This window comes from Sphingopyxis sp. QXT-31 (assembly GCF_001984035.1).
Lineage (GTDB): Bacteria > Pseudomonadota > Alphaproteobacteria > Sphingomonadales > Sphingomonadaceae > Sphingopyxis.
Map to the genome: position 1 here is coordinate 1,452,079 of NZ_CP019449.1, position 18,370 is coordinate 1,470,448.

Below are 18,370 nucleotides of genomic sequence, written 5' to 3' on the forward strand. Positions count from 1 at the left end.
GCCTACCAGCCGGCCAATGTTGCGGCGCGGGCGCGGTGCTCGGCGGGGCTGCCGAGCCAGGCGCGGTCGGCCATCGCGCGGCGGAACCAGTAGTTGAGGCCATATTCCCACGTATAGCCGATGCCGCCATGCGCGGCGACGGCGGCGCGGGTGGTCTGGATATAGGTGTCGCACAGATGCGCCTTCGCCATCGCCGCGGCGCGCGGGGCGTCGGGAAGCTCGGCGTCCCAGGCATAGGCGGCGTACCAGACCAGCGCGCGCGCGGGCTCGACGGCGAGCGCCATATGCGCGAGCTGGTGCTTGAGCGCCTGGAAGCGTCCGATCGGCTGGCCGAACTGCTCGCGCTCCTTGGCGTAGGCGACGCTCATGTCGGTGACCTTCTGCGCGCCGCCGAGCGCGTCGGCGGCGACGAGGACGAGCGCGGCGTCGGCGAGGCGCGCGGTCATCGGGTCGGTGGCGGCGAAGAGGGTTTCGCCGGCATCGTCGGGAGTGGAGACCTTGGACATCGGGCGGGTTCGGTCGGCGGCCTTCACGGGTTCGATGGTGACGTCGGCGGCAGGGACGAGGCGGACGCCCTTCGCGCGGTCGACGATCAGGAACAGGTCGGCGGCGCGTGCGCTGGGGGCATAGTCGCTGCCGCCGTGGAGCAGCGTCGCGACCTGCGCGCCGCTTGCCAGCGCCTCGGCATCGCCCTTGCCACTCGCGACCACCGCCGCGACCGCCAGCAATTGCCCGATTAGCGGCCCCGCGGCGGCTGCCTCGCCCGCGACCTCGCACACGAGCGCGGCATCTAGCAGCCCCATGCCGCTATCGGGTGCCAGCATCCCGCCGAGGCCGAGCGCCATCAGCGCATGCCAGCTGGCGCGGTCGAAATCTTCGTCGCCGTCGGCGAAGGCGTGGATACGCTCGATCGGCCAGCTGTCGGCGAGGGTGCCGCGCACCGCATCCTGGATCGCCTTCTGCTCTTCGGTCAGATGGAAATGCACCTCAGCGCTCCCCGCTCATCGCAAGGTCGCGCGGCAGGCCGAGGCCGCGTTCGCCGATGATGTTGCGCTGGATGTTCGACGCGCCGCCGGCGATCGAATTGCCGAGGCTGCCCATGATCTGGTCGAGCCATTTTTCGGGCCCGCGCGGCCCGCGATTGCTGCGCCCGCCCGCGCCCGCGGGCTCGAGGAAGCCATGCTCGCCGATCAGTTCCTGCGCGAGCAACGCCATTTCGTGGCCGATTTCGGTGAGCAGCAATTTCATCATCAGCGCGACCGGACCGGGGTCCTCGCCTGCGGCGGCGCAGCTGAAGATACGATAGCTCGAATAGCGGTGCGACAGGACCGAGCCCTCGATCTGCGTCAGCTTGTCGCGGACGATCGGGTCGTCGATGCGGCCGACCTCCTTGGCAAGATCGACCAGCTTGGCGAACTGCTTGCCGAGCCCGTCGGCACCGCCGATGCTTGCGCGTTCGTGCTTGAGCGTCGTGCGGCTGACGGTCCAGCCCTGCCCGCGCTCGCCGACCTGCCAGCTCACCGGCGTTTCGGCGTTGTCGAAGAAGAATTCGCAGAAGGTGTGGTCGCCCTCCTCGCCGGTCATCTGGCGGATCGGGCGGCGGGTGACGCCGGGCTGGTCGAGGTCGATCAGCAGATAGGTGATGCCGTCGTGCTTGGGCGCGTCGGGTTCGGTGCGCACGAGCATGAACATGTGGGTCGATTGCATGCCCTGCGAGGTCCAGATCTTCTGGCCGTTGATGATCCATTTTTTGCCATCGGCGGAGAGTTCGCCCTTGGTGCGCACGCTCGCGAGGTCGCTGCCCGATCCCGGCTCCGAATAGCCCTGCCCCCAGATATAGTCGCCCTCGACGGTCTTGCGGATGAAAAGCTCTTTCTGCTCTTCGGTCCCCTTTTCGAGCAGGGTGGGCACGGTCATGTTCATGCCGTTGCCGCCGACCTCCATCGGCGCGCGCGCGCGGGCGAATTCCTCGCGGATCACCTGCGCCTTGATGACATCGACGGGCTGCTCGGAGCCGCCATAGATTTTCGGGATCGCGCGATAGAGATAGCCCTCGCCGGTCGCGAGCGCGCGGAAGGTGCGGATGAAGGCTTTCAGCTCGGCGCCGCGCGTGTCCGAGGGCGGCGGCCAGTGTAGCGACAGGAAGGCGCGGACTTCCGCGCGAAAGGCTTCGGCGGCCGCGCCATAGCTCAGGTCCATCGCTCGCTCTCCCTAAACGTCGGCGAATCTATGCTTGAGTTATATAACTACGTCAACCATGTTGTGCGGCGAGCAATGCATGATAAGGGGCGCCGATGACCGATAGCACCGATCCCATCCCGCATTATTTCGTCTCCACCGCCGAGGGTTTCGACCCGACGGGCCTGTCGCGCAACCCCTGGTTCGCCGATGCGGTCGCGGGCGGGCCGGTTTCGGCGCTGTTCGGGCATATGATCGAGCAGGCGGGGTTCGAGCCGGGGTTCGAGATCTGCCGCGTGACGATCGACATATTGGGCGTCGTGCCGCGGGCGTTGCTTGTGCCGCGTCTTGTGCCGGTGCGGCAGGGACGGCAGGCACAGTTGCACCGCATCGAGTTGTTCGCGGACGCGAAGATCGTGGCGCAGGCGCATGTGCTGCTGGCGCGCCAGATCGACACGCCAGCGTTCGACCCGCCGCAGCCGCATCCGGCGGCCGAGGACGTGCCCGAGGACAATTTCCTGATCGGCGCGAGCATGGCGGGGGCGATCCGGACGCGGCCGATCATGGGCCGGGTGCGCGAGCCGGGGCGCGGGGTGGCGTGGATGTGCATGAACGGCGAGGTGGTGGCGGGCGTGCCGGCGTCGCCCTTCGTCAAGGCGTGCCTGTTCGCCGATTTCGGCAATGGCGTCGGCAGCGCGACGCACGCGCATGAGTGGAGCTATGCCAATCTCGACATCTCGGTCCAGTTCTTCCGCATGCCGCGCGGCGAATGGTTTTTGCTCGACTGTCATACCGAGGGCGCGGGCAACGGGCATGCGGTGGCACAGAGCGTGTTTGCCGATGCCGACGGGGTCTATGCCAAGGGGACGCAGACCATATTCGTCGGGCCGGGGCAGCCTCGGTAGAAGGCCAGGTCTTACTCAGAACCCGTTCGTGCTGAGCTTGTCGAAGCACCGTCCTTTTCTTCCTCCACGTCTGAAAGAAAGGACGGCCCTTCGACAAGCTCAGGGCAAACGGCGGTTCGGAAGTTGAGGCGCGCTATTCGCCTCGGAACTGGGGCGCGCGTTTCTCGGTCACCGCCGCCAATCCCTCGCGGTGGTCCTGGCTACCCAGCAGCAGCGCCTGATTGGGCAGGTTCGCCTGCCATTCGGCCTCCATGCTGCTTTCGAGCGCGCGCTGAATCGATTGCTTGACCGTCGCATAGCCGAGCGGCGCCGACGCTGCGAGTTCGCGCGCCAGTTGCATGCCGCGGTCCGCAAGGTCGTCCTTTGCGACCACTTCGCTGACCAGCCCGATGCTCAGCGCTTCGTCGGCGCGCACCTGCTTGCCGCGCAGGCACATCTCCATTGCGCGGCCGAGGCCGACGATGCGGGGCAAGAGGAAGGTGCCGCCGAGCGGGGGCATGATGCCGAGCTTGATCCAGCTTTCCTGGAACATCGCGCTGTCGGCGGCGATGCGGAAGTCGCAGGCGAGCGCGAGTTCGCACCCCACCGTCACCGCCGCGCCCTGCACCAGCGTGAGCGTCGGTTTGGGGCAACGGTAGATGGCACGCGCGGCGCCCTGGAAATTGGCGTAGACGGTGTCCTTGATCTCGCTCGCCGCCATGCCGGTCAGCCGCTGCAGGAAGGCGAAATCGGCGCCGACCGAGAAATGCTTGCCTTCGGCGGCGAAGAGGATCGCGCGGACGTCGCGGTCGTTGGACAGCGCAGCAAAGGCATCGCGGATCTCGCCGAGCATCTCGGGCGAGGAGGCGTTGCCGATATCGGCGCGCGCAACGACGACCGCCGCGATGCCGCCGTCGTGGCGGTCGATGCGGATATGCTGGAGATCAGCCATCGGGGTTTTCGGCCTTTTTCTTTTCGCGCCAGATCATCGCAGTCGCGCTGGTCGAGAGGGTCATGTTGAGCGCCTCGGCGTCGAGCGCGGCCTCGAACGCCCAATCCTCGGCATTGTTGAGGTTCGCCTTCATATAGCGATAGCCCATGCGCGGCCCGTCGGCGAGGCGGCGCGCCGCCTTCATCGTCTCGTCGCGCAGCACATTGTCGTCGAACAGACGCGTGTAGAGCCCCTTGGCGAAGGCCTCCTCGCCCGACAATTTCTCGCCGAGAAGGAAGAGTTCGCGCGCGACGCCGGTGCCGACGATCTTGGTCCAGAACCAGGTCGATCCGAAATCGCCCCCCGCGCCGATGCGGTCGAAGGCGGTGAGGAAGCTCGCGCTTTTCGCGGCGAAGCGCAGGTCGCACGCGCCCGCGATGCCGATGCCCGCGCCCGCGACGGGGCCGTTGACCATCGCGATCGTCGGCTTGGGCATTTCGTGGAGCAGGCGCGAGGTTTCCATAAAGGTGCGGAGGCGCACATGGCCCTGTTCGGTGCGGCTGCCGACGTCGGCATTCGCCGGCACGACCGCCTTGTCGGCGCCGCCTTCCTTGAGGTCGCCGCCGGCGCAAAAGCCCCTGCCCGCGCCTGTGATCACGAGGCAGCCGACCGACGAATCGCGCGCCGCGTCGGCGCAGGCATCGGCGAGCGGCGCCATGATCGAACTGGTCAGCGCGTTCAATCGGTCGGGCCGGTTGAGGGTGATGGTGCGGACGCCTTCGGCGTCGTCGATCAGGATTTCGTCGCTCATAATTCCTCCCCGCTTGCGGGGAGGGGGACCGTCCCCGCACTTGCGGGGATGGTGGAGGGGGCTCTCGGCATCAACCGCCGGCGCCTTGCCTCCAACCCCCTCCGTCAGCGCTGCGCGCTGCCACCTCCCCACTAGTGGGGAGGATCGGGTTTTCGTCAATCCCCGCCGAGTTCGCGGTGGCGGGCTAGCATCGCCACCGCCTTCTCCGCCAGTTCCTCAGGCACCGCCGGATAGAGCGGCAGCGGCCGCGTCTTGCTCGGCAGCGCGATCGTCGCGGTCGCGCGCACCGTTTCCTCGTCGCGCTGATTGGTGAATTTCACCGCGACGTCGACCAGGCTCTGCCCGCCTTCCTGCCGCTTCGCAAGCACTTCGCCGGTGACGCGCTGGACGTCGCCCATATAGTTGAACTTGCGGATCTCGTCGTGGATGTGGGTGATGACGGCGTCGTCGCCCGCCCAGTCGCTGAGATATTGCCACAGGTAATTTTCGCGCATGACCCCATAGTCATAGGCCATCGGATTGCCGATCGCCTGCGCCCACAGCGGGTCCCAGTGCAGCCGCTGCGCGACGTCGGGGATGCCATGCTCGTTCTTCACATAGAAGGCGGGGATGCGCTGGCGATTCTTGTGCGCGAGGCGGTTCGCGGTCGGCGCATAGGGGACGAAGCCGTAACCGCCCGCGTGGAAGCAGATGACGTCGGTGACGGTCAGCGGGCCCTTCGCCTGCAAGCCGACCGAATCGCCCTTCTCGACACTTTCGAACCAGCGCTTCTCGGCGCCCTGGACATGTTCCTTGGCGTAGATGTCCTCGATCGCCTGCATTTCCTCGTCGGTGTAGCTGGCGGGCTGGATCGCCGAATATTTGCCCTTTTTCACCGCGGTCTTGCGCTCGGTGAGCACGCGCAGGATGCGGTAGACCGCGACGACCTCGCCGCGCTGGTTGATCTTCACGTCGCGGCGTACGCCGATGACCGAACGGCCGGCGAATTCGGACTGCTTGACCTCGACGCTCTCGTCGCCGTTGAAGCTGTAGATCGTGTCGCCCGGAAAGATCGGGCGGTAGAAGTCCCATTGCGACCCCGACACGAAGACGTGGACGCCCTTGAACAGGGACTTTTTCAGCGCCTTGATCTCGTCGGGGACGGGATCGCTTTTCATCGGCTTGTTGATGATGCCCGCCATCATGCCGGGCGCGATCACGCTGCCCCAGCGCGTCTTCTTCGCATAGTTGGGATCGGTGTAGAGCGGCTTGTCGTCACCCATGCCGTGCGCGAAGTTGCGGATATTATCCTCGGTCGCGGTGGTGATATATTCGCGGGTCTTGGCAGCTTGGTCGAATCCCAGGAGCTTGCGCTGCCGTTCGATATCGTCGTCGGTAATCTCGTAGGCGACGGCCTTTTGCCACTCATCGCTCTCTTTGATGTCGGTTTTCGCCTCGGCCATCTTTATCTCCCTTGTCACCAGTTATATAACTAGGTAATACATCCTCAAGAGTGACGCAAGGGGATTAAGCCGCAATGGAAGTTCGCCGCATCAGCGATGCCCTGAAGGTGCGCGCCACGCACCAGAGTGACGACATCGCGCATGACGATATCCGGCGGCAGATCACCTTCGCCGAATGGGATCGCGAGGCCGACGAGGTCGGCGGCGGGCTCGCGGCGGCGGGGCTGGTTCCAGGCGACCGGGTGTTCCTGCCGATCAGCAATGCGCATGCGGTCGAGATGGCGATCGCGGTGTTCGCGGTGTTCCGCGCCGGCGGCATCGCCTGCCCGATCAGCCCGCGGCTGAGCCCGCGCGAGGTCGCCGATTATGCGGCCCTATGCGAGCCGCGCTTCTGCATTACCGACGCCCCTGATCTGGTCGCGGCGCTCGAGCTTGCGGGCAGCTGGCACGTCGCCGAGATGCCGCGCGACATCGCCGCGCTGCCCGATCAGTCGAAGCTCGACCCCGAGGCCGATGCCGAGATTCTCGGTACCTCGGGCACCACGGGCAAGATCAAAGGGGTCGTGGTGTCGCACCCCGACCTGATGACCGGGGTCACCGGTTATAATATGGACCGGTCGCGCTCGACGCTGAACGCGCTGCCGCTGACCGGGTCGGGGGGCAATATCGGCATCGTGATGCTGCCCGCGCGCGGCGGCGCGACCGCGATCACCCAGCAGAAATTCGATCCCAAGGGCTTTCTGGAGCTGGCGCGCGAAAAGCGGCCGAACCTCGTCTACCTGGTGCCCTCGATGCTGCGGCTGGTGCTCGATCATCCCGAGGTCGGCGATTACGACATGGACGGGGTCAAATATCTGATGACCGGCACCGCGCCGCTGCCGCATGATTCGGTGAAGCGCGCGTCGGACCTGTGGCCGCACCTGCGCATCCGCAACAGTTACGGCATGTCCGAGGGCGGGGTCGGCATCGGCACCTCGAGCCAGGAACAGGTGCTGAAACCCGGCTGCGTCGGCAAGATGCCAGCGCATATGCAGTTGCGCGATGAGGCGGGGCATATCGTGACCGAGGCGGGCGTGGTCGGCGAGATCTATGGCTGGCAGAAGCATGCGCGCCGCTATTGGAACGACCCCGAGGCGACCGCGACGAGCTTCAAGGGCGGCTGGACCAAGACCGGCGACCTAGGTTTCGTCGACGAGGACGGCGACCTGATCATGGCGGGACGCTCGAAGGAGCTGATCATCCGCGGCGGCTACAACATCACCCCGCTAGAGATCGAGACGGTGCTGCACCTGCATCCCGCGGTGCAGCAGGCAGCGGTGGTCGGCGTGCCGCACGAGGTGCTGGGCGAGGATATCGCCGCGGCGGTGACGCTGCGCCCCGGCTGCGGCGAAGCGAGCGCGGACGACATCATCGCCTTTTGCAAGGCGCATCTGGGCGACAACAAGGTGCCGCGGACCTTGGTCGTGCTCGACCATATGCCGCTGAACCCGAACGGGAAGATCTTGAAGAAGGATCTGGCGGGGCCGCTGGCGAAGGCGGCGGAAGCGCGGCGGGCGGCTTGAGCCCCCTAAAAATCTGAAAAACCGTTTGCCCTGAGCTTGTCGAAGGGCCGTTCTTTCCTTCGACGTCGAAACGAAGAACGGTGCTTCGACAAGCTCGGCACGAACGGTTTTGGGTAGAATCTAAGCTTTCAACGTCTCGAACGGCACATCCTTGTCCATGCGGACCTCGCCGGGCATGCCGAGCACGCGTTCGGCAATCTGGTTGCGCAGCACCTCGTCGGCGCCGCCGGCGATGCGCATCACGGTCGAATAGATATAGTCGTACTGGACGTCGCCCGTTTGCGTGTCCCCCGCCTCGGGCGCTATCCCTGTGAGCCCGCGGAGTTCGAGCGCGAGGCCGTTGGTCTTCTGATAGCGCCCGGCGTAGGCGAGCTTGACCATGCCTGCGAGCGCACCCGGGTTCTCGCCCTTCGACACCATTGTCCGGAGGCGCGCCTGGAAGAAGCGTTCGCCCTGCTCTTCGGCCAGCGCCTCGGCGAGCTGCTGGCGGATCGCGCGGTCGTCGAGCATCGTGCCGCCATGGCCGTCGGGGGTTGACGCGGCATAATCGATCAGCGGCTCGACCCCGCTGCGGTGCGCGCCCGAGCCGAGCCGTTCGCCCATCAGCACGGTCATGCAGCAGGCCCAGCCCTCGCCCTCGGCGCCGAGGCGATTTGCGTCGGGGATGCGGACGTCGGTGAGGAAGGTCTCGTTGAACTCGCTGGCGCCCGAAATCTGTCGGATCGGGCGCGTCTCGATCCCCGGCGTCTTCATATCGACGACGAAGAAGGTCAGCCCCTTGTGCTTGGGCAGCGTCGGATCGGTGCGCACGACGAGGATGCCCCAGTCGGTGAGATGTGCCCAGCTCGACCAGACTTTCTGGCCGTTGACGATCCAGTCGCCCGAGCCGTCGCCCGCGCACACCGCCTTGGTGCGCAGCGCCGCGAGGTCGGAGCCCGCCGAAGGTTCGGAGAAGAGCTGGCACCAGGTGATGTCGCCCTTCAGCGTCGCCTCGATGAAGCGCGCCTTTTGCGCGTCGCTGCCGTGCTTGGCGATCACGGGTAGCGCCATGCCGGTGCCGATCGAGGTGAAGGGCCCCTTGGGAAGGTGATATTTGCCCTCCTCCTCGGCGAAGATCACCGCTTCGGGCACCGATAGCCCGCGCCCACCGAGCGCCTTCGGGAAAGTCAGCCCCGACCAGCCGCCGGCATAAAGCTCGCGCATCCAGGCGCGGCCGCGATCGGCTTCCTCGGTGTCGGGGATCTTCTCGCCGGGCGTGAGCACATGCGCGGGGGCGTGGGCGGCGAGCCAGGCGCGGGCTTCGGCGCGGAAAGCCGCTTCCTGCGGGCTGTCGTTGAAATCCATCTTACGCCGCCTTCCCTTGTGAGCCGGGCTGCGCGTTCAGCAAGCGATCGGCCCAAAAGCCGCGATTGCCGAGATGCACCGCGAGCATCCGCTCGCGCCGGTAATAGAAATGGCAGTTCGCCTCGAAGGTGTAGCCGATACCGCCGTGGACCTGCAGATTCTCGCGCGCCGCCAGCTCAAGGCATTTGATGCCCGAAAGCCGCGCCGCTGCTGCAGCGGCGGGGAGATCGTCGGGCGAGGATTCGGCCGCCCAGCCGCCATAGTACGCGTTTGATCTTGCTAGCTCGGTCGCCACCGCGACATCGGCGAGCTTGTGCTTGATCGCCTGATAACCCGCGAGCGGGCGCCCGAACATCTGGCGCTCCATCGCATAGTCGCGCGCCATGTGGAGGCAGGCTTCGGCAGCCCCCGCGGCCTCGAACGCCGCCTGCACCGCGGCCTGGTCGATCAGCCGGTCGAGCTTGCCTGCCCCCGGCATCGGCTCGGCGACGGCATCGGCGAAGTCGAGGCGGTAATGGGCGCGGAGCTGGTCGAAGCTGTCGAGCTTGTTGCGGGTCACGCCGGGCTGGTCGAGTTCGACGAGCGCGAAGCTGCCGCCCGCGACGAGCACCACCGCGACGTCCGCGACGCCCGCATCGGCCACGGGCGATTTGCTGCCATTGAGCTTGCCGCCCGCCATCTTCGCACCAGTCGCGAACACCGGTCCCGGCCCTTCGGCATAAGCGAAGGTCGCCACTGCCTCGCCGCTCGCGAGCCTGGGCAGCCATGCCGCTTTCTGCGCGTCGCTGCCCGCGAGCCGGATCGCCTCGGCCCCAAGGATGATCGAGCTCATGAACGGCACCGCGGCGTTGGCGGCGCCGAGCGCGTCCATGATGACGCCGAGGTCGAGCGCGCCGAGGCCGAGTCCGCCATGCTCCTCGGGGATCGCGGCGCCGAGGAAACCCATTTCGGCGAGCGCGCGCCACAGCGGCTCGTCCCATTCGGCGCCCGAATCGATCAGGCTGCGCAGCCGGTCGAAGGACGAGAGGTCCGACAAAAGCGCCCGGGCTTGCTCGCCGAGCATTTTCTGTTCATCGCTAAGGTCGAAATTCATCGCAGGCCTTGCCCCTCCATATGGGTCTGTGTCATAGCGAGTTGTATAACTAGGTCAACCATGACAAGTGCGCGGAGAGGAAGCACCCATCATGCAATATGAAACCATCCTGGTCGATGTCGCCGATCATGTCGCGACGATCACGATCAACCGCCCCGAGGCGATGAATAGCTTCACCAAGCGGATGATGGACGAATTCGAGCATCTGTGGAAGTGGATCGGGCGCGAGGACGATGTGCATTGCTGCGTGCTGCGCGCCGCGCCGGGCAAGGCCTGGTGCACCGGGGTCGACGTCAAGGAATCGCAGAAGGAGGGCGGCACCGTCGTCGACCTCGCCAACATCTGGCACTGCGAGGACCCCGGCAATTATCTCGGCCCCAAGTCGATGAAATGCTGGAAGCCGGTGATCGCCGCGGTGCACGGCATGGCCGCCGGCGGCGCCTTCTACTGGCTCAACGAGAGCGACATCATCATCTGTTCGGAGGAGGCGACCTTCTTCGACCCGCATGTCACTTACGGGATGACGAGTGCGCTCGAGCCGATCGGCATGACCTATCATATGCCGCTGCACGACGTGCTGCGCATGGTGCTGCTCGGCAATGACGAGCGGATCGGCGCGGGCACCGCGCTGCGCATCGGGCTGGTCAGCGAGATCGTGACGCTCGAGGACCTGTGGCCGCGCGCCGCCGAACTCGCCGCGACGATCGCCGCCAAGCCGCCCGCCGCGACCGCGGGGTCGGTCAAGGCGATCTGGGAATCGCTCGACCTCCCCCGCTCGGTCGCGCTGCAACAGGGGCTCAAATATTGCCAGATCGGCAATCCGGTCGGGGTGCCGCAGGTCGACCGCACCGCGCTGATGGCCGACAAGGCCAAGAAATTCACGGTGCGATAGCCGTAGCGGCAACTACCGCTTGACGTTTACGTCAACGTCCGGTTGGATGAGCTCAACATATAAAGGGTGAGGACTCGAACGCGCATGTCGATTCTGTACGACGAGGGCCAGCAAGCGATCGCGACCGAATCGCGGCGTGTGCTCGAAGCCCGGGTGAACAAGGACGAGCTGCTGCCGCTGCTCGAAGTCACCGGGAAATATCATGACGGTTTCTGGAACACAGCGAAGGAACAGGGCTGGACCGCCCTCGCCCTCCCCGAAGCCTATGGCGGGCTCGATCTCGGGCTCGTCGAGCTCGGGCTGATCGCTCATCAGGCGGGGCGGAGCCTGAGCGGCGCGCCCTTCCTCACCGGCAGCTTCGGCGCCGCCAAGGCGATCGAGCTTTACGGCAGCGACGAGCAGAAGGCCAAATACCTCCCCGGCCTCGCGAGCGGCGAGACGATTGGCGCGGTCGCATTTGCGTCGGGTTCGAATGCCCTGCCCACCCTTCCAAGTGTGACGCTCACCGACAATCGCCTCGACGGGACGTCGACCGGCGTTGCGGGCGGGCTCGCCGCGGATATCGCGGTCGTCTACGCCAATGGGCCCGGCATGCCGGTGCTGGTTGTCGCCGACCTGACGAACGTCGCGCGCAATGCGATCGACAGCTTCGACAACAGCCGCCTCTATGCCGACCTTGGTTTCGCCGGCACGCCTGCCGAGACGCTGGTCGTCGGCGGCGCGGCGCGCGACGCGGCGCTGCATGTGCTTGCGCTGCAGGCGGTGATCACCGCGCACGAACAGACCGGCGGCGCCGAGGCGATGATGGAGATAGCGCGCGACTATGCGGTCACCCGCCGCGCCTTCGGGCAGGTTATCGGCGCCTTCCAGTCGATCAAGCACCGCATCGCCGAACTTTATGGTTTCGTCGAACTGGCGCGCGCCAACTGCATCCACGCTGCCTCGCGCGAGGGCCAGGCCGACTTCGTCACCGCCGCCGCCGCCGCGCGCATCTCGGCGACCGAGGCCTATGACAGTGCGTCGCGCGACTGCGTGCAGATCCACGGCGGCATGGGCGTGACGTGGGAGTTGGGGCTCCACCTCCACACCCGCCGCGCCCGCAGCCTCGCGATCGAACAGGGCAATCTGCTGTTCTGGGAAGATGTTCTCGTCGACCGCCTGACCGGAGAAGCAGCATGAGCGATCTCGACGCCTATCGGACCAAGGCCGCGGCCTGGCTGGAATCGATGGTCCCGACCTATGGCAAGGAGGCGCGCAAGGGCCTGAGCGTCGAGGAAGACCTGGCCATCGCGCGCCAATATCAGCGTGCCAAGTTCGACGCGGGTTATGCCGGCATCAACTGGCCGACCGAATATGGCGGCCAAGGGCTCGGTCATCTCGAAAAGGTCACCTTTGACGGCGAGGAAATGAAGCACGGTTTCCCGAGCTTCTATTTCGGCATCTCGCTCGGCATGCCGATCCCGGTGCTGATGCAGTTCGGCAGCGACAAGGAATTCGTCAAGGAGCGCGTCTTGAAGGCGCTGAAGGGCGAGGAAATCTGGTGCCAGCTCTTCTCCGAACCCTCGGGCGGTTCGGACCTTGCCGGCCTGCGCACCAAGGCCGAGGCCGACGGCAATGGCTGGAGGATCAACGGGCAGAAGATCTGGACCAGCTGGGCGCAGTACAGCGATTACGGCGTCATCGTCGTGCGCACCGACCCCAATGTGCCCAAGCACAAGGGGCTCACTTACTTCTGGGTCGACATGAAAGCGCCGGGGGTCACCGTGCGCCCGATCAAGCTCGTCGGCGGCGACAGCCACGTCAACGAGGTGTTCTTCGACGATGTGAAGATCAGCGACGACCATCGCATGTCGCCCGTCGGCGGCGGCTTCGCGGTTGCGATCGCGACATTGATGATCGAGCGCTATGTCGCGACCGACAGCGCCGGGTTCGGCCCGCACCTCGACCTGTTCGTCGATCTCGCGAAAGACACCGAACTCAACGGCAAGCCCGCGATCGAGGACGGGCGTATCCGCCAGCAGATCGCGCGCAACTATGCGATGCGGAGTGGCCTGCAGTCGATCACCGCGCGTGCGATGGCAATGATGCAGGCTGGCATGGTGCCGGGTCCCGAAGGCTCGCTCAACAAGCTCGTCGCGGTGCGCTCGCGCCAGAAACTGTCCGAACTCGCGATCGATCTCCAGGGGTCGGGCGGCTTCGCTTATGACGACCATGCCTCGCAGAAGGAGAATTGGACGTCGAGCTGGATCAACGCTCCCACTGGCCGCATCGCCGGGGGATCGGACGAGACCTTGCTCAACACCATCGCCGAAAAGATCCTCGGCCTGCCGCAGGACCATCGCCCCGACAAGGGCGTGCCGTTCAACCAGATCCCGGCCTGAGGAGGCGCGCGCATGAAGATCGACAGCACTATCGCAGCCGTCGTCACCGGCGGGGCCTCGGGCCTCGGCCGCGCGACCGCCGAGGCGCTCGCCGCGTCCGGGGTGAAGGTCGCGATCTTCGACATCAACGATACGCTCGGTGAAGAGGTCGCGGCGGCGATCGGCGGGCGCTTCGTGCATGTCGACATCACCGACGAGCAATCGGTGCTCGATGGCTATGCCACCGCGCGCGCCGCACATGGTCAGGAGCGCGTCTGCGTCCATTGCGCGATGACCTCGCGCCGCGGCAAGACGCTCGCTTTCGACAAGGCGAGCGGGACGTTCCGCCGCACCCCGACCGAGGATTATGCCTATGGGGTCGCGGGCATATTGACCGCGAGCTATCGCATCGCCTCGATCGCGGCCGAGGGCATGGCGACCTTGCCCGAACTCGAGGACGGCGAGCGCGGCGCGATCATCCTGACCGCCTCGGTCGCGGCGCAGGACGCGCAGATCGGCCAGGTCATCTATGGATCGGCCAAGGCGGGCGTGAACGGGCTGGTGCTGCCGATGGCGCGCGACCTGATGGACCTCGGCATCCGCGTCAATTCGATCATGCCGGGCGTGTTCAGCACGCCGCTGGTCGCGGGCCTGCCCGAACCGGTGCTCGCCAGCCTCGGCGCCTCGGTCCCCTTCCCCAAGCGGCTCGGCAAGGCCGAGGAATATGCCAGCCTTGCGATGGAGATGGTTCGCAACAGCTATTTCAACGGCCAGGCCGTCCGGTTGGACGGCGCGATCCGTATGGCTCCCCGCTAAATCCCTTCTGAAAGGAACCCAGTCATGCCTGAAGCCTATATCATCGACGCCGTCCGCACCCCGCGTGGGATCGGCAAGCCCGGCAAGGGCGCGCTCTCGCACCTCCACCCGCAGCATCTCGCCGCGACGGTGCTCAAGGCGATCAAGGAACGCAACAATCTCGACACCGCGACCGTCGACGACATCGTCTGGTCGACCTCGACGCAAAAGGGCAAGCAGGGCGGCGACCTCGGTCGCATGGCCGCGCTCGCTGCGGGTTACGACACCAAGGCCTCGGGCACGACGCTCGACCGTTTCTGCGGCGGCGGCATCAGCAGCGTCAACTTCGCCGCCGCGTCGGTGATGTCGGGCATGGAAGATTGCGTCATCGCCGGCGGCACCGAAATGATGAGCTACACCGCGCAGATCGGCGCCGAGGAAGCCAATGCCGGTTTGAAGCCGCTCGGCATGGGGTCGGGCAACACCGCGCTCGACGCGATCCACCCGCAGTCGCACCAGGGCGTGTGCGGCGACGCGATCGCCGCGCGCGAAGGCATCAGCCGCGAGGCGGTCGATGCGCTCGCGCTGGTCAGCCAGCAGCGCGCCGACCGCGCGATCAAGGAAGGCCGCTTCGCGAAGTCGGTCGTCCCCGTCTATAACGAGGACGGCAGCGTCGCGCTCGACCGCGAGGAATTCCCGCGCCCCGAGACCACCGCCGAAGGCCTCGCCGGGCTGAAGGCGAGCTTCGGCGCGCTCGCCGATTTCGACCTCGGCGGCGGGGTGACCTTCAAAAAGCAAATCCAGCGCCGCTATCCCGACCTCGAATGGGAAGGCGTGCATCACGCGGGCAACTCGTCGGGGGTCGTCGATGGCGCCGCCGCGCTGCTGCTCACCTCGAAAGATTATGCCGATAAGCATGACCTGAAGCCCCGCGCGCGCATCGTCGCTTATGCGAACCAGGGCGACGACCCGACGCTGATGCTCAACGCCCCGGTTCCGGCGGCGAAGAAGGTGCTCGAAAAGGCCGGGCTGACCACCGACGACATCGACGTCTGGGAAATCAACGAAGCCTTTGCCGTGGTTGCCGAGAAGTTCATCCGCGACCTCGACCTCGACCGCGAGAAGGTGAACATCAACGGCGGCGCGATGGCGCTGGGTCACCCGATCGGCGCCACCGGCTCGATCCTGATCGGCACGGCGCTCGACGAACTCGAGCGTTCGGGCGGTCGCTACGGCCTCGTCACCATGTGCGCCGCGGGCGGCATGGCGCCGGCGATCATCATCGAACGCATCTGAGGCAGGTCTCCCCTCCCGCTTGCGGGAGGGGAACTGGCCTAGAACGGCCCGCGGACCGCGATCGTCCGCGCGGGATTGTAAAGGTTCAGGAACATCGTCTTGCCGTCGGGCGCGAAGCAGACGCCCGACACCTTGGTCGCCGCGCTCACCCGCGCGAAGGGATAGACCTTCCCCTCCGGCGTCACGCCGCGCAGCCAGTTGTCGGGGCGGCTGCCGCGGCGGTCCTCGCAGACCATCAAATCGCCATTCGGCGCGACGCTCAAATTGTCGCCGAAGCTGAAATGCTGAGGGTCGGTCGTTTCGACGAACAATTGCAACTGTCCCGGCTGCGCAGCCTCGGCGGCCGCGCCTTCGGCGGGCGACGGGCGATAGCGCATGATCTGTCCGCGCCGCGCCGGGCCGCCCGAGGTGCAGGTGAAGTAAATTTCGCCGTCGCCGCTGTGGACACCCTCGCCGCGCGCGAAGATCGTGGCGCCGGCCCTGGCGCCGCGCTTCCGCAGATCGTCCTTGGGGCTTTCGACCTCATCGAGGTCGATCCAGCGCACATCGTGCCAGCCGCCGGTCGCCAGCACCGGCCGCGTCCAGTTGCGCGTGTCGGCGAGCGCAGAGTCGACCAGCGCCAGCGCCTGCAGCCGCCCACCCTTGTGAAGCTGCTCCGGCACCGCGGGCAGGAAGCGATAGAAGAGGCTGTCCTGCCGGTCCTCGGTCATATAGATCGCGCCGCTCGCGGGATCGACGACCGCGGCTTCATGGTTGAAGCGCCCCATCGCCTTGATCGGCGCGGCGCTGACCAAGCGGCCGGGCGCCACCGGGATTTCGAAGACCCAGCCATGGTCTTCGCTATGCCCTTTGCCGGCGCGCGAGACGTCTTCCTCGCAGCTGAGCCAGGTGCCCCACGGGGTGATGCCGCCCGAGCAATTGTAGATGGTGCCGACGAGCGAAAGATATTGCTCCTCGACGGCGAGGCTCGCGGGATCGAGGATGATCGTCGAGACGCCGCCGGGCAAAGCCTCCCCGCTGCCGCCGCGGTAGCAGTCGAACGCCGCCGCGTCGCCGCTGGTGCCGACGGGGCAGGCGCCATGCTTCAATTCGTCGGTGCCGAGCTCGTGGTTGCGCATCAGGCAGAGACGCCCGTCGGGCAAGGTCGTGCAACCCATGCCGTCGGCGCTGTTCGGCACCTGCCGCCCGTCGCTCATCAGCTGGCCATATTGCGAGACGATCTTGTACGAAAAGCCTTTCGGCAGATCGAGCAGGCCCGTGGGGTCGGGGACCGGTGCGCCGAAGCGGCTGGCGTCGGCGAGCATCGCGGCGGAGACGTGACGGCTGTGGAGCGCGAGGCCGGCGAAGGCGGTGGCGATCAGCCCCTTGGCGAAGCCGCGGCGATCGGGTGCGATGGATGCCCGTTCCATGGCTGCCCGATAAGGGCATGAAGTGACAGGCGGGCTGCGAAAGTCTGACAGTTCGGCGACATTTTGAAGTTCGCTGGCACATTAGTGCAACATTCGACGCCGCGGGATTAGAACGCCCCGACACGCCATCCCGGCGGCAAAGAAATCCTTTCGTCCCTAAGGGTTCCTTGGCTCTTGCACTGCCCGTTTCGCGTCGGCATGGCCGAAGGAACAAAATGGGAGAAGAACGACATGGCAGGTCCGCTTCAGGGTATCCGCATCATCGAATTCGCCGGCATCGGTCCCGGCCCCTTCTGCGGCATGATGCTCGCCGATCACGGCGCCGAGGTCATCCGCATCGACCGCCCCGGCGGCTTCATGGACCCGCGCGATCCCTTGTCGCGCAATCGCACCTCGATCGCGCTCGACATGAAGAACCCAGAAGCCGTCCAGATCGCGCGCGACCTGTGCAAAAGCGCCGACGGCATCATCGAGGGCTATCGCCCCGGCGTGATGGAGCGGCTGGGGCTCGGGCCCGACGTGCTGCTCGGCGACAATCCCAAGCTGGTATACGGCCGCATGACCGGCTGGGGCCAATATGGTCCCTATGCGCAGGCGGCGGGGCACGACATCAACTATATCTCGCTGTCGGGGGTGCTCCACACCGTCGGGCTCGCGGGGCAGAAGCCCGTGCCGCCGGTCAATTATGTCGGCGACTTCGGCGGCGGCGGCATGATGCTGGCGTTCGGTATGTCGAGCGCCTTGCTCCATGCGGCGAAGACGGGTCAGGGCCAGGTGATCGATTGTGCGATGACCGACGGATCGGCGCTGCTTGCCGGCATGAGCTGGTGGTTCCACGGTGCCGGCATGATCAAAGACGAGGCGGGGGTGAACCGCCTCGACGGCGGCGCGCCCTATTACGACACCTATACCTGCAGCGACGGCAAGTTCATCTCGATCGGGTCGATCGAACCGCAATTCTATGCGCTGCTGCGTGCCAAGACCGGGCTCGACGCCGACCCCGCCTTCGACCTGCAGGACGACCAGGAGAATTGGCCCGCCAAGAAGGCGAAGGTCGCCGCGCTGTTCGCGACCAAGACCCGCGATGAATGGTGCGCGCTGATGGAGATGACCGACGTCTGCTTCGCGCCCGTGCTGTCGCTGAGCGAAGCGCCGCACCATCCGCACAATGTCGAGCGCGAGACCTTCGTCACCGTCGCGGGCGTCCCGCATCCCGCCCCCGCGCCGCGCTATTCGGCGACGGTCAACGACATGCCGCGCGCCGCCCCGGTTCCGGGCAGCGACGGGGACGCGGTGCTCGCGGGGCTCGGTTACGACACGGACAAGATTGCGGCGCTACGCAGCGGCGGCGCGGTGCGCTGAACTTGCACGCG

The 18,370-nt window shown here is 66.5% G+C and carries 16 protein-coding genes; 8 read left to right on the forward strand and 8 right to left on the reverse strand.

Translation table 11 applies throughout. The features are described from left to right. Positions 1–2: 2 nt before the first annotated feature. Both BWQ93_RS07130 and BWQ93_RS07135 read right to left on the reverse strand, forming a co-directional pair. Entirely contained in the window at positions 3–986 is a 984-nt protein-coding gene (locus tag BWQ93_RS07130) for an acyl-CoA dehydrogenase (protein WP_077029914.1), read from the reverse strand. Between the two features lies 1 nt (position 987). Continuing rightward, positions 988–2,199, reverse strand: coding sequence for an acyl-CoA dehydrogenase family protein (locus tag BWQ93_RS07135; RefSeq protein WP_077029915.1), 1,212 nt, complete (start codon positions 2,197–2,199; stop codon positions 988–990). Between the two features lie 95 nt (positions 2,200–2,294). On the opposite strand from BWQ93_RS07135, the gene BWQ93_RS07140 reads away from it, so the two are divergent. After that, complete coding sequence (locus tag BWQ93_RS07140) at positions 2,295–3,083, forward strand: acyl-CoA thioesterase domain-containing protein (RefSeq protein WP_077029916.1); 789 nt, start codon at positions 2,295–2,297, stop codon at positions 3,081–3,083. Positions 3,084–3,216: 133 nt separating this feature from the next. Here the strand turns inward: BWQ93_RS07140 and BWQ93_RS07145 are convergent, their stop codons facing one another. From BWQ93_RS07145 to BWQ93_RS07155, 3 genes are all read right to left on the reverse strand, one after another. After that, a complete protein-coding gene (locus tag BWQ93_RS07145; protein WP_077029917.1) occupies positions 3,217–4,014 on the reverse strand; it encodes an enoyl-CoA hydratase/isomerase family protein in 798 nt (265 codons plus the stop codon). After that, a complete protein-coding gene (locus BWQ93_RS07150) occupies positions 4,007–4,804 on the reverse strand; it encodes an enoyl-CoA hydratase-related protein (protein ID WP_077029918.1) in 798 nt (265 codons plus the stop codon). The genes BWQ93_RS07145 and BWQ93_RS07150 overlap by 8 nt, the downstream gene beginning before the upstream one ends. Before the next feature lie 155 nt (positions 4,805–4,959). After that, entirely contained in the window at positions 4,960–6,246 is a 1,287-nt protein-coding gene (locus BWQ93_RS07155; RefSeq protein ID WP_077029919.1) for an FAS1-like dehydratase domain-containing protein, read from the reverse strand. Between the two features lie 74 nt (positions 6,247–6,320). Between BWQ93_RS07155 and BWQ93_RS07160 the strand changes: the two genes are divergently transcribed. Next, on the forward strand, positions 6,321–7,808 hold the full coding sequence (locus BWQ93_RS07160) for a class I adenylate-forming enzyme family protein (RefSeq protein ID WP_077029920.1): 1,488 nt from the start codon (positions 6,321–6,323) through the stop codon (positions 7,806–7,808). 120 nt (positions 7,809–7,928) lie between these two features. On the opposite strand, the gene BWQ93_RS07165 is transcribed toward BWQ93_RS07160, so the two are convergent. Both BWQ93_RS07165 and BWQ93_RS07170 read right to left on the reverse strand, forming a co-directional pair. Further along, on the reverse strand, positions 7,929–9,152 hold the full coding sequence (locus BWQ93_RS07165; RefSeq protein ID WP_077029921.1) for an acyl-CoA dehydrogenase family protein: 1,224 nt from the start codon (positions 9,150–9,152) through the stop codon (positions 7,929–7,931). 1 nt (position 9,153) lies between these two features. Beyond that, complete coding sequence (locus BWQ93_RS07170; protein ID WP_077029922.1) at positions 9,154–10,245, reverse strand: acyl-CoA dehydrogenase family protein; 1,092 nt, start codon at positions 10,243–10,245, stop codon at positions 9,154–9,156. A gap of 91 nt (positions 10,246–10,336) precedes the next feature. Here BWQ93_RS07170 and BWQ93_RS07175 point away from each other — a divergent pair, with 91 nt between their 5' ends. The 5 genes from BWQ93_RS07175 to BWQ93_RS07195 all read left to right on the forward strand — a co-directional run bounded on the left by BWQ93_RS07175 (position 10,337) and on the right by BWQ93_RS07195 (position 15,588). Next, entirely contained in the window at positions 10,337–11,137 is an 801-nt protein-coding gene (locus BWQ93_RS07175; protein WP_077029923.1) for an enoyl-CoA hydratase/isomerase family protein, read from the forward strand. Between the two features lie 84 nt (positions 11,138–11,221). Then, positions 11,222–12,316, forward strand: a complete 1,095-nt coding sequence (locus tag BWQ93_RS07180) for an acyl-CoA dehydrogenase family protein (protein ID WP_077029924.1) — start codon at positions 11,222–11,224, stop codon at positions 12,314–12,316. Next, on the forward strand, positions 12,313–13,518 hold the full coding sequence (locus BWQ93_RS07185; protein WP_077029925.1) for an acyl-CoA dehydrogenase family protein: 1,206 nt from the start codon (positions 12,313–12,315) through the stop codon (positions 13,516–13,518). The genes BWQ93_RS07180 and BWQ93_RS07185 overlap by 4 nt, the downstream gene beginning before the upstream one ends. 12 nt (positions 13,519–13,530) lie before the next feature. Further along, the gene (locus tag BWQ93_RS07190) at positions 13,531–14,313 is read left to right on the forward strand and encodes an SDR family oxidoreductase (RefSeq protein WP_077029926.1); all 783 of its coding nucleotides are present in this window, start codon (positions 13,531–13,533) and stop codon (positions 14,311–14,313) included. 24 nt (positions 14,314–14,337) lie between these two features. Then, on the forward strand, positions 14,338–15,588 hold the full coding sequence (locus BWQ93_RS07195) for an acetyl-CoA C-acetyltransferase (RefSeq protein WP_077029927.1): 1,251 nt from the start codon (positions 14,338–14,340) through the stop codon (positions 15,586–15,588). 38 nt (positions 15,589–15,626) lie between these two features. Here the strand turns inward: BWQ93_RS07195 and BWQ93_RS07200 are convergent, their stop codons facing one another. Beyond that, positions 15,627–16,997, reverse strand: coding sequence for an alkaline phosphatase PhoX (locus BWQ93_RS07200; RefSeq protein WP_077029928.1), 1,371 nt, complete (start codon positions 16,995–16,997; stop codon positions 15,627–15,629). A gap of 231 nt (positions 16,998–17,228) precedes the next feature. Here BWQ93_RS07200 and BWQ93_RS07205 point away from each other — a divergent pair, with 231 nt between their 5' ends. Then, complete coding sequence (locus BWQ93_RS07205; protein ID WP_077032264.1) at positions 17,229–18,359, forward strand: CaiB/BaiF CoA transferase family protein; 1,131 nt, start codon at positions 17,229–17,231, stop codon at positions 18,357–18,359. The last annotated feature ends 11 nt before the right edge of the window (positions 18,360–18,370 follow it).

What these genes read in the sequence shown, in the direction of transcription:
- BWQ93_RS07135 (WP_077029915.1), bottom strand. Translation starts at nt 2,199, where the DNA reads ATGGACCTGAGCTATGGCGCGGCCGCCGAAGCCTTTCGCGCGGAAGTC.
- BWQ93_RS07205 (WP_077032264.1), top strand. Translation starts at nt 17,229, where the DNA reads ATGGCAGGTCCGCTTCAGGGTATCCGCATCATCGAATTCGCCGGCATC.
- BWQ93_RS07165 (WP_077029921.1), bottom strand. Translation starts at nt 9,152, where the DNA reads ATGGATTTCAACGACAGCCCGCAGGAAGCGGCTTTCCGCGCCGAAGCC.
- BWQ93_RS07155 (WP_077029919.1), bottom strand. Translation starts at nt 6,246, where the DNA reads ATGGCCGAGGCGAAAACCGACATCAAAGAGAGCGATGAGTGGCAAAAG.
- BWQ93_RS07145 (WP_077029917.1), bottom strand. Translation starts at nt 4,014, where the DNA reads ATGGCTGATCTCCAGCATATCCGCATCGACCGCCACGACGGCGGCATC.
- BWQ93_RS07195 (WP_077029927.1), top strand. Translation starts at nt 14,338, where the DNA reads ATGCCTGAAGCCTATATCATCGACGCCGTCCGCACCCCGCGTGGGATC.
- BWQ93_RS07180 (WP_077029924.1), top strand. Translation starts at nt 11,222, where the DNA reads ATGTCGATTCTGTACGACGAGGGCCAGCAAGCGATCGCGACCGAATCG.
- BWQ93_RS07200 (WP_077029928.1), bottom strand. Translation starts at nt 16,997, where the DNA reads ATGGAACGGGCATCCATCGCACCCGATCGCCGCGGCTTCGCCAAGGGG.
- BWQ93_RS07140 (WP_077029916.1), top strand. Translation starts at nt 2,295, where the DNA reads ATGACCGATAGCACCGATCCCATCCCGCATTATTTCGTCTCCACCGCC.
- BWQ93_RS07190 (WP_077029926.1), top strand. Translation starts at nt 13,531, where the DNA reads ATGAAGATCGACAGCACTATCGCAGCCGTCGTCACCGGCGGGGCCTCG.
- BWQ93_RS07175 (WP_077029923.1), top strand. Translation starts at nt 10,337, where the DNA reads ATGCAATATGAAACCATCCTGGTCGATGTCGCCGATCATGTCGCGACG.
- BWQ93_RS07150 (WP_077029918.1), bottom strand. Translation starts at nt 4,804, where the DNA reads ATGAGCGACGAAATCCTGATCGACGACGCCGAAGGCGTCCGCACCATC.
- BWQ93_RS07170 (WP_077029922.1), bottom strand. Translation starts at nt 10,245, where the DNA reads ATGAATTTCGACCTTAGCGATGAACAGAAAATGCTCGGCGAGCAAGCC.
- BWQ93_RS07185 (WP_077029925.1), top strand. Translation starts at nt 12,313, where the DNA reads ATGAGCGATCTCGACGCCTATCGGACCAAGGCCGCGGCCTGGCTGGAA.
- BWQ93_RS07160 (WP_077029920.1), top strand. Translation starts at nt 6,321, where the DNA reads ATGGAAGTTCGCCGCATCAGCGATGCCCTGAAGGTGCGCGCCACGCAC.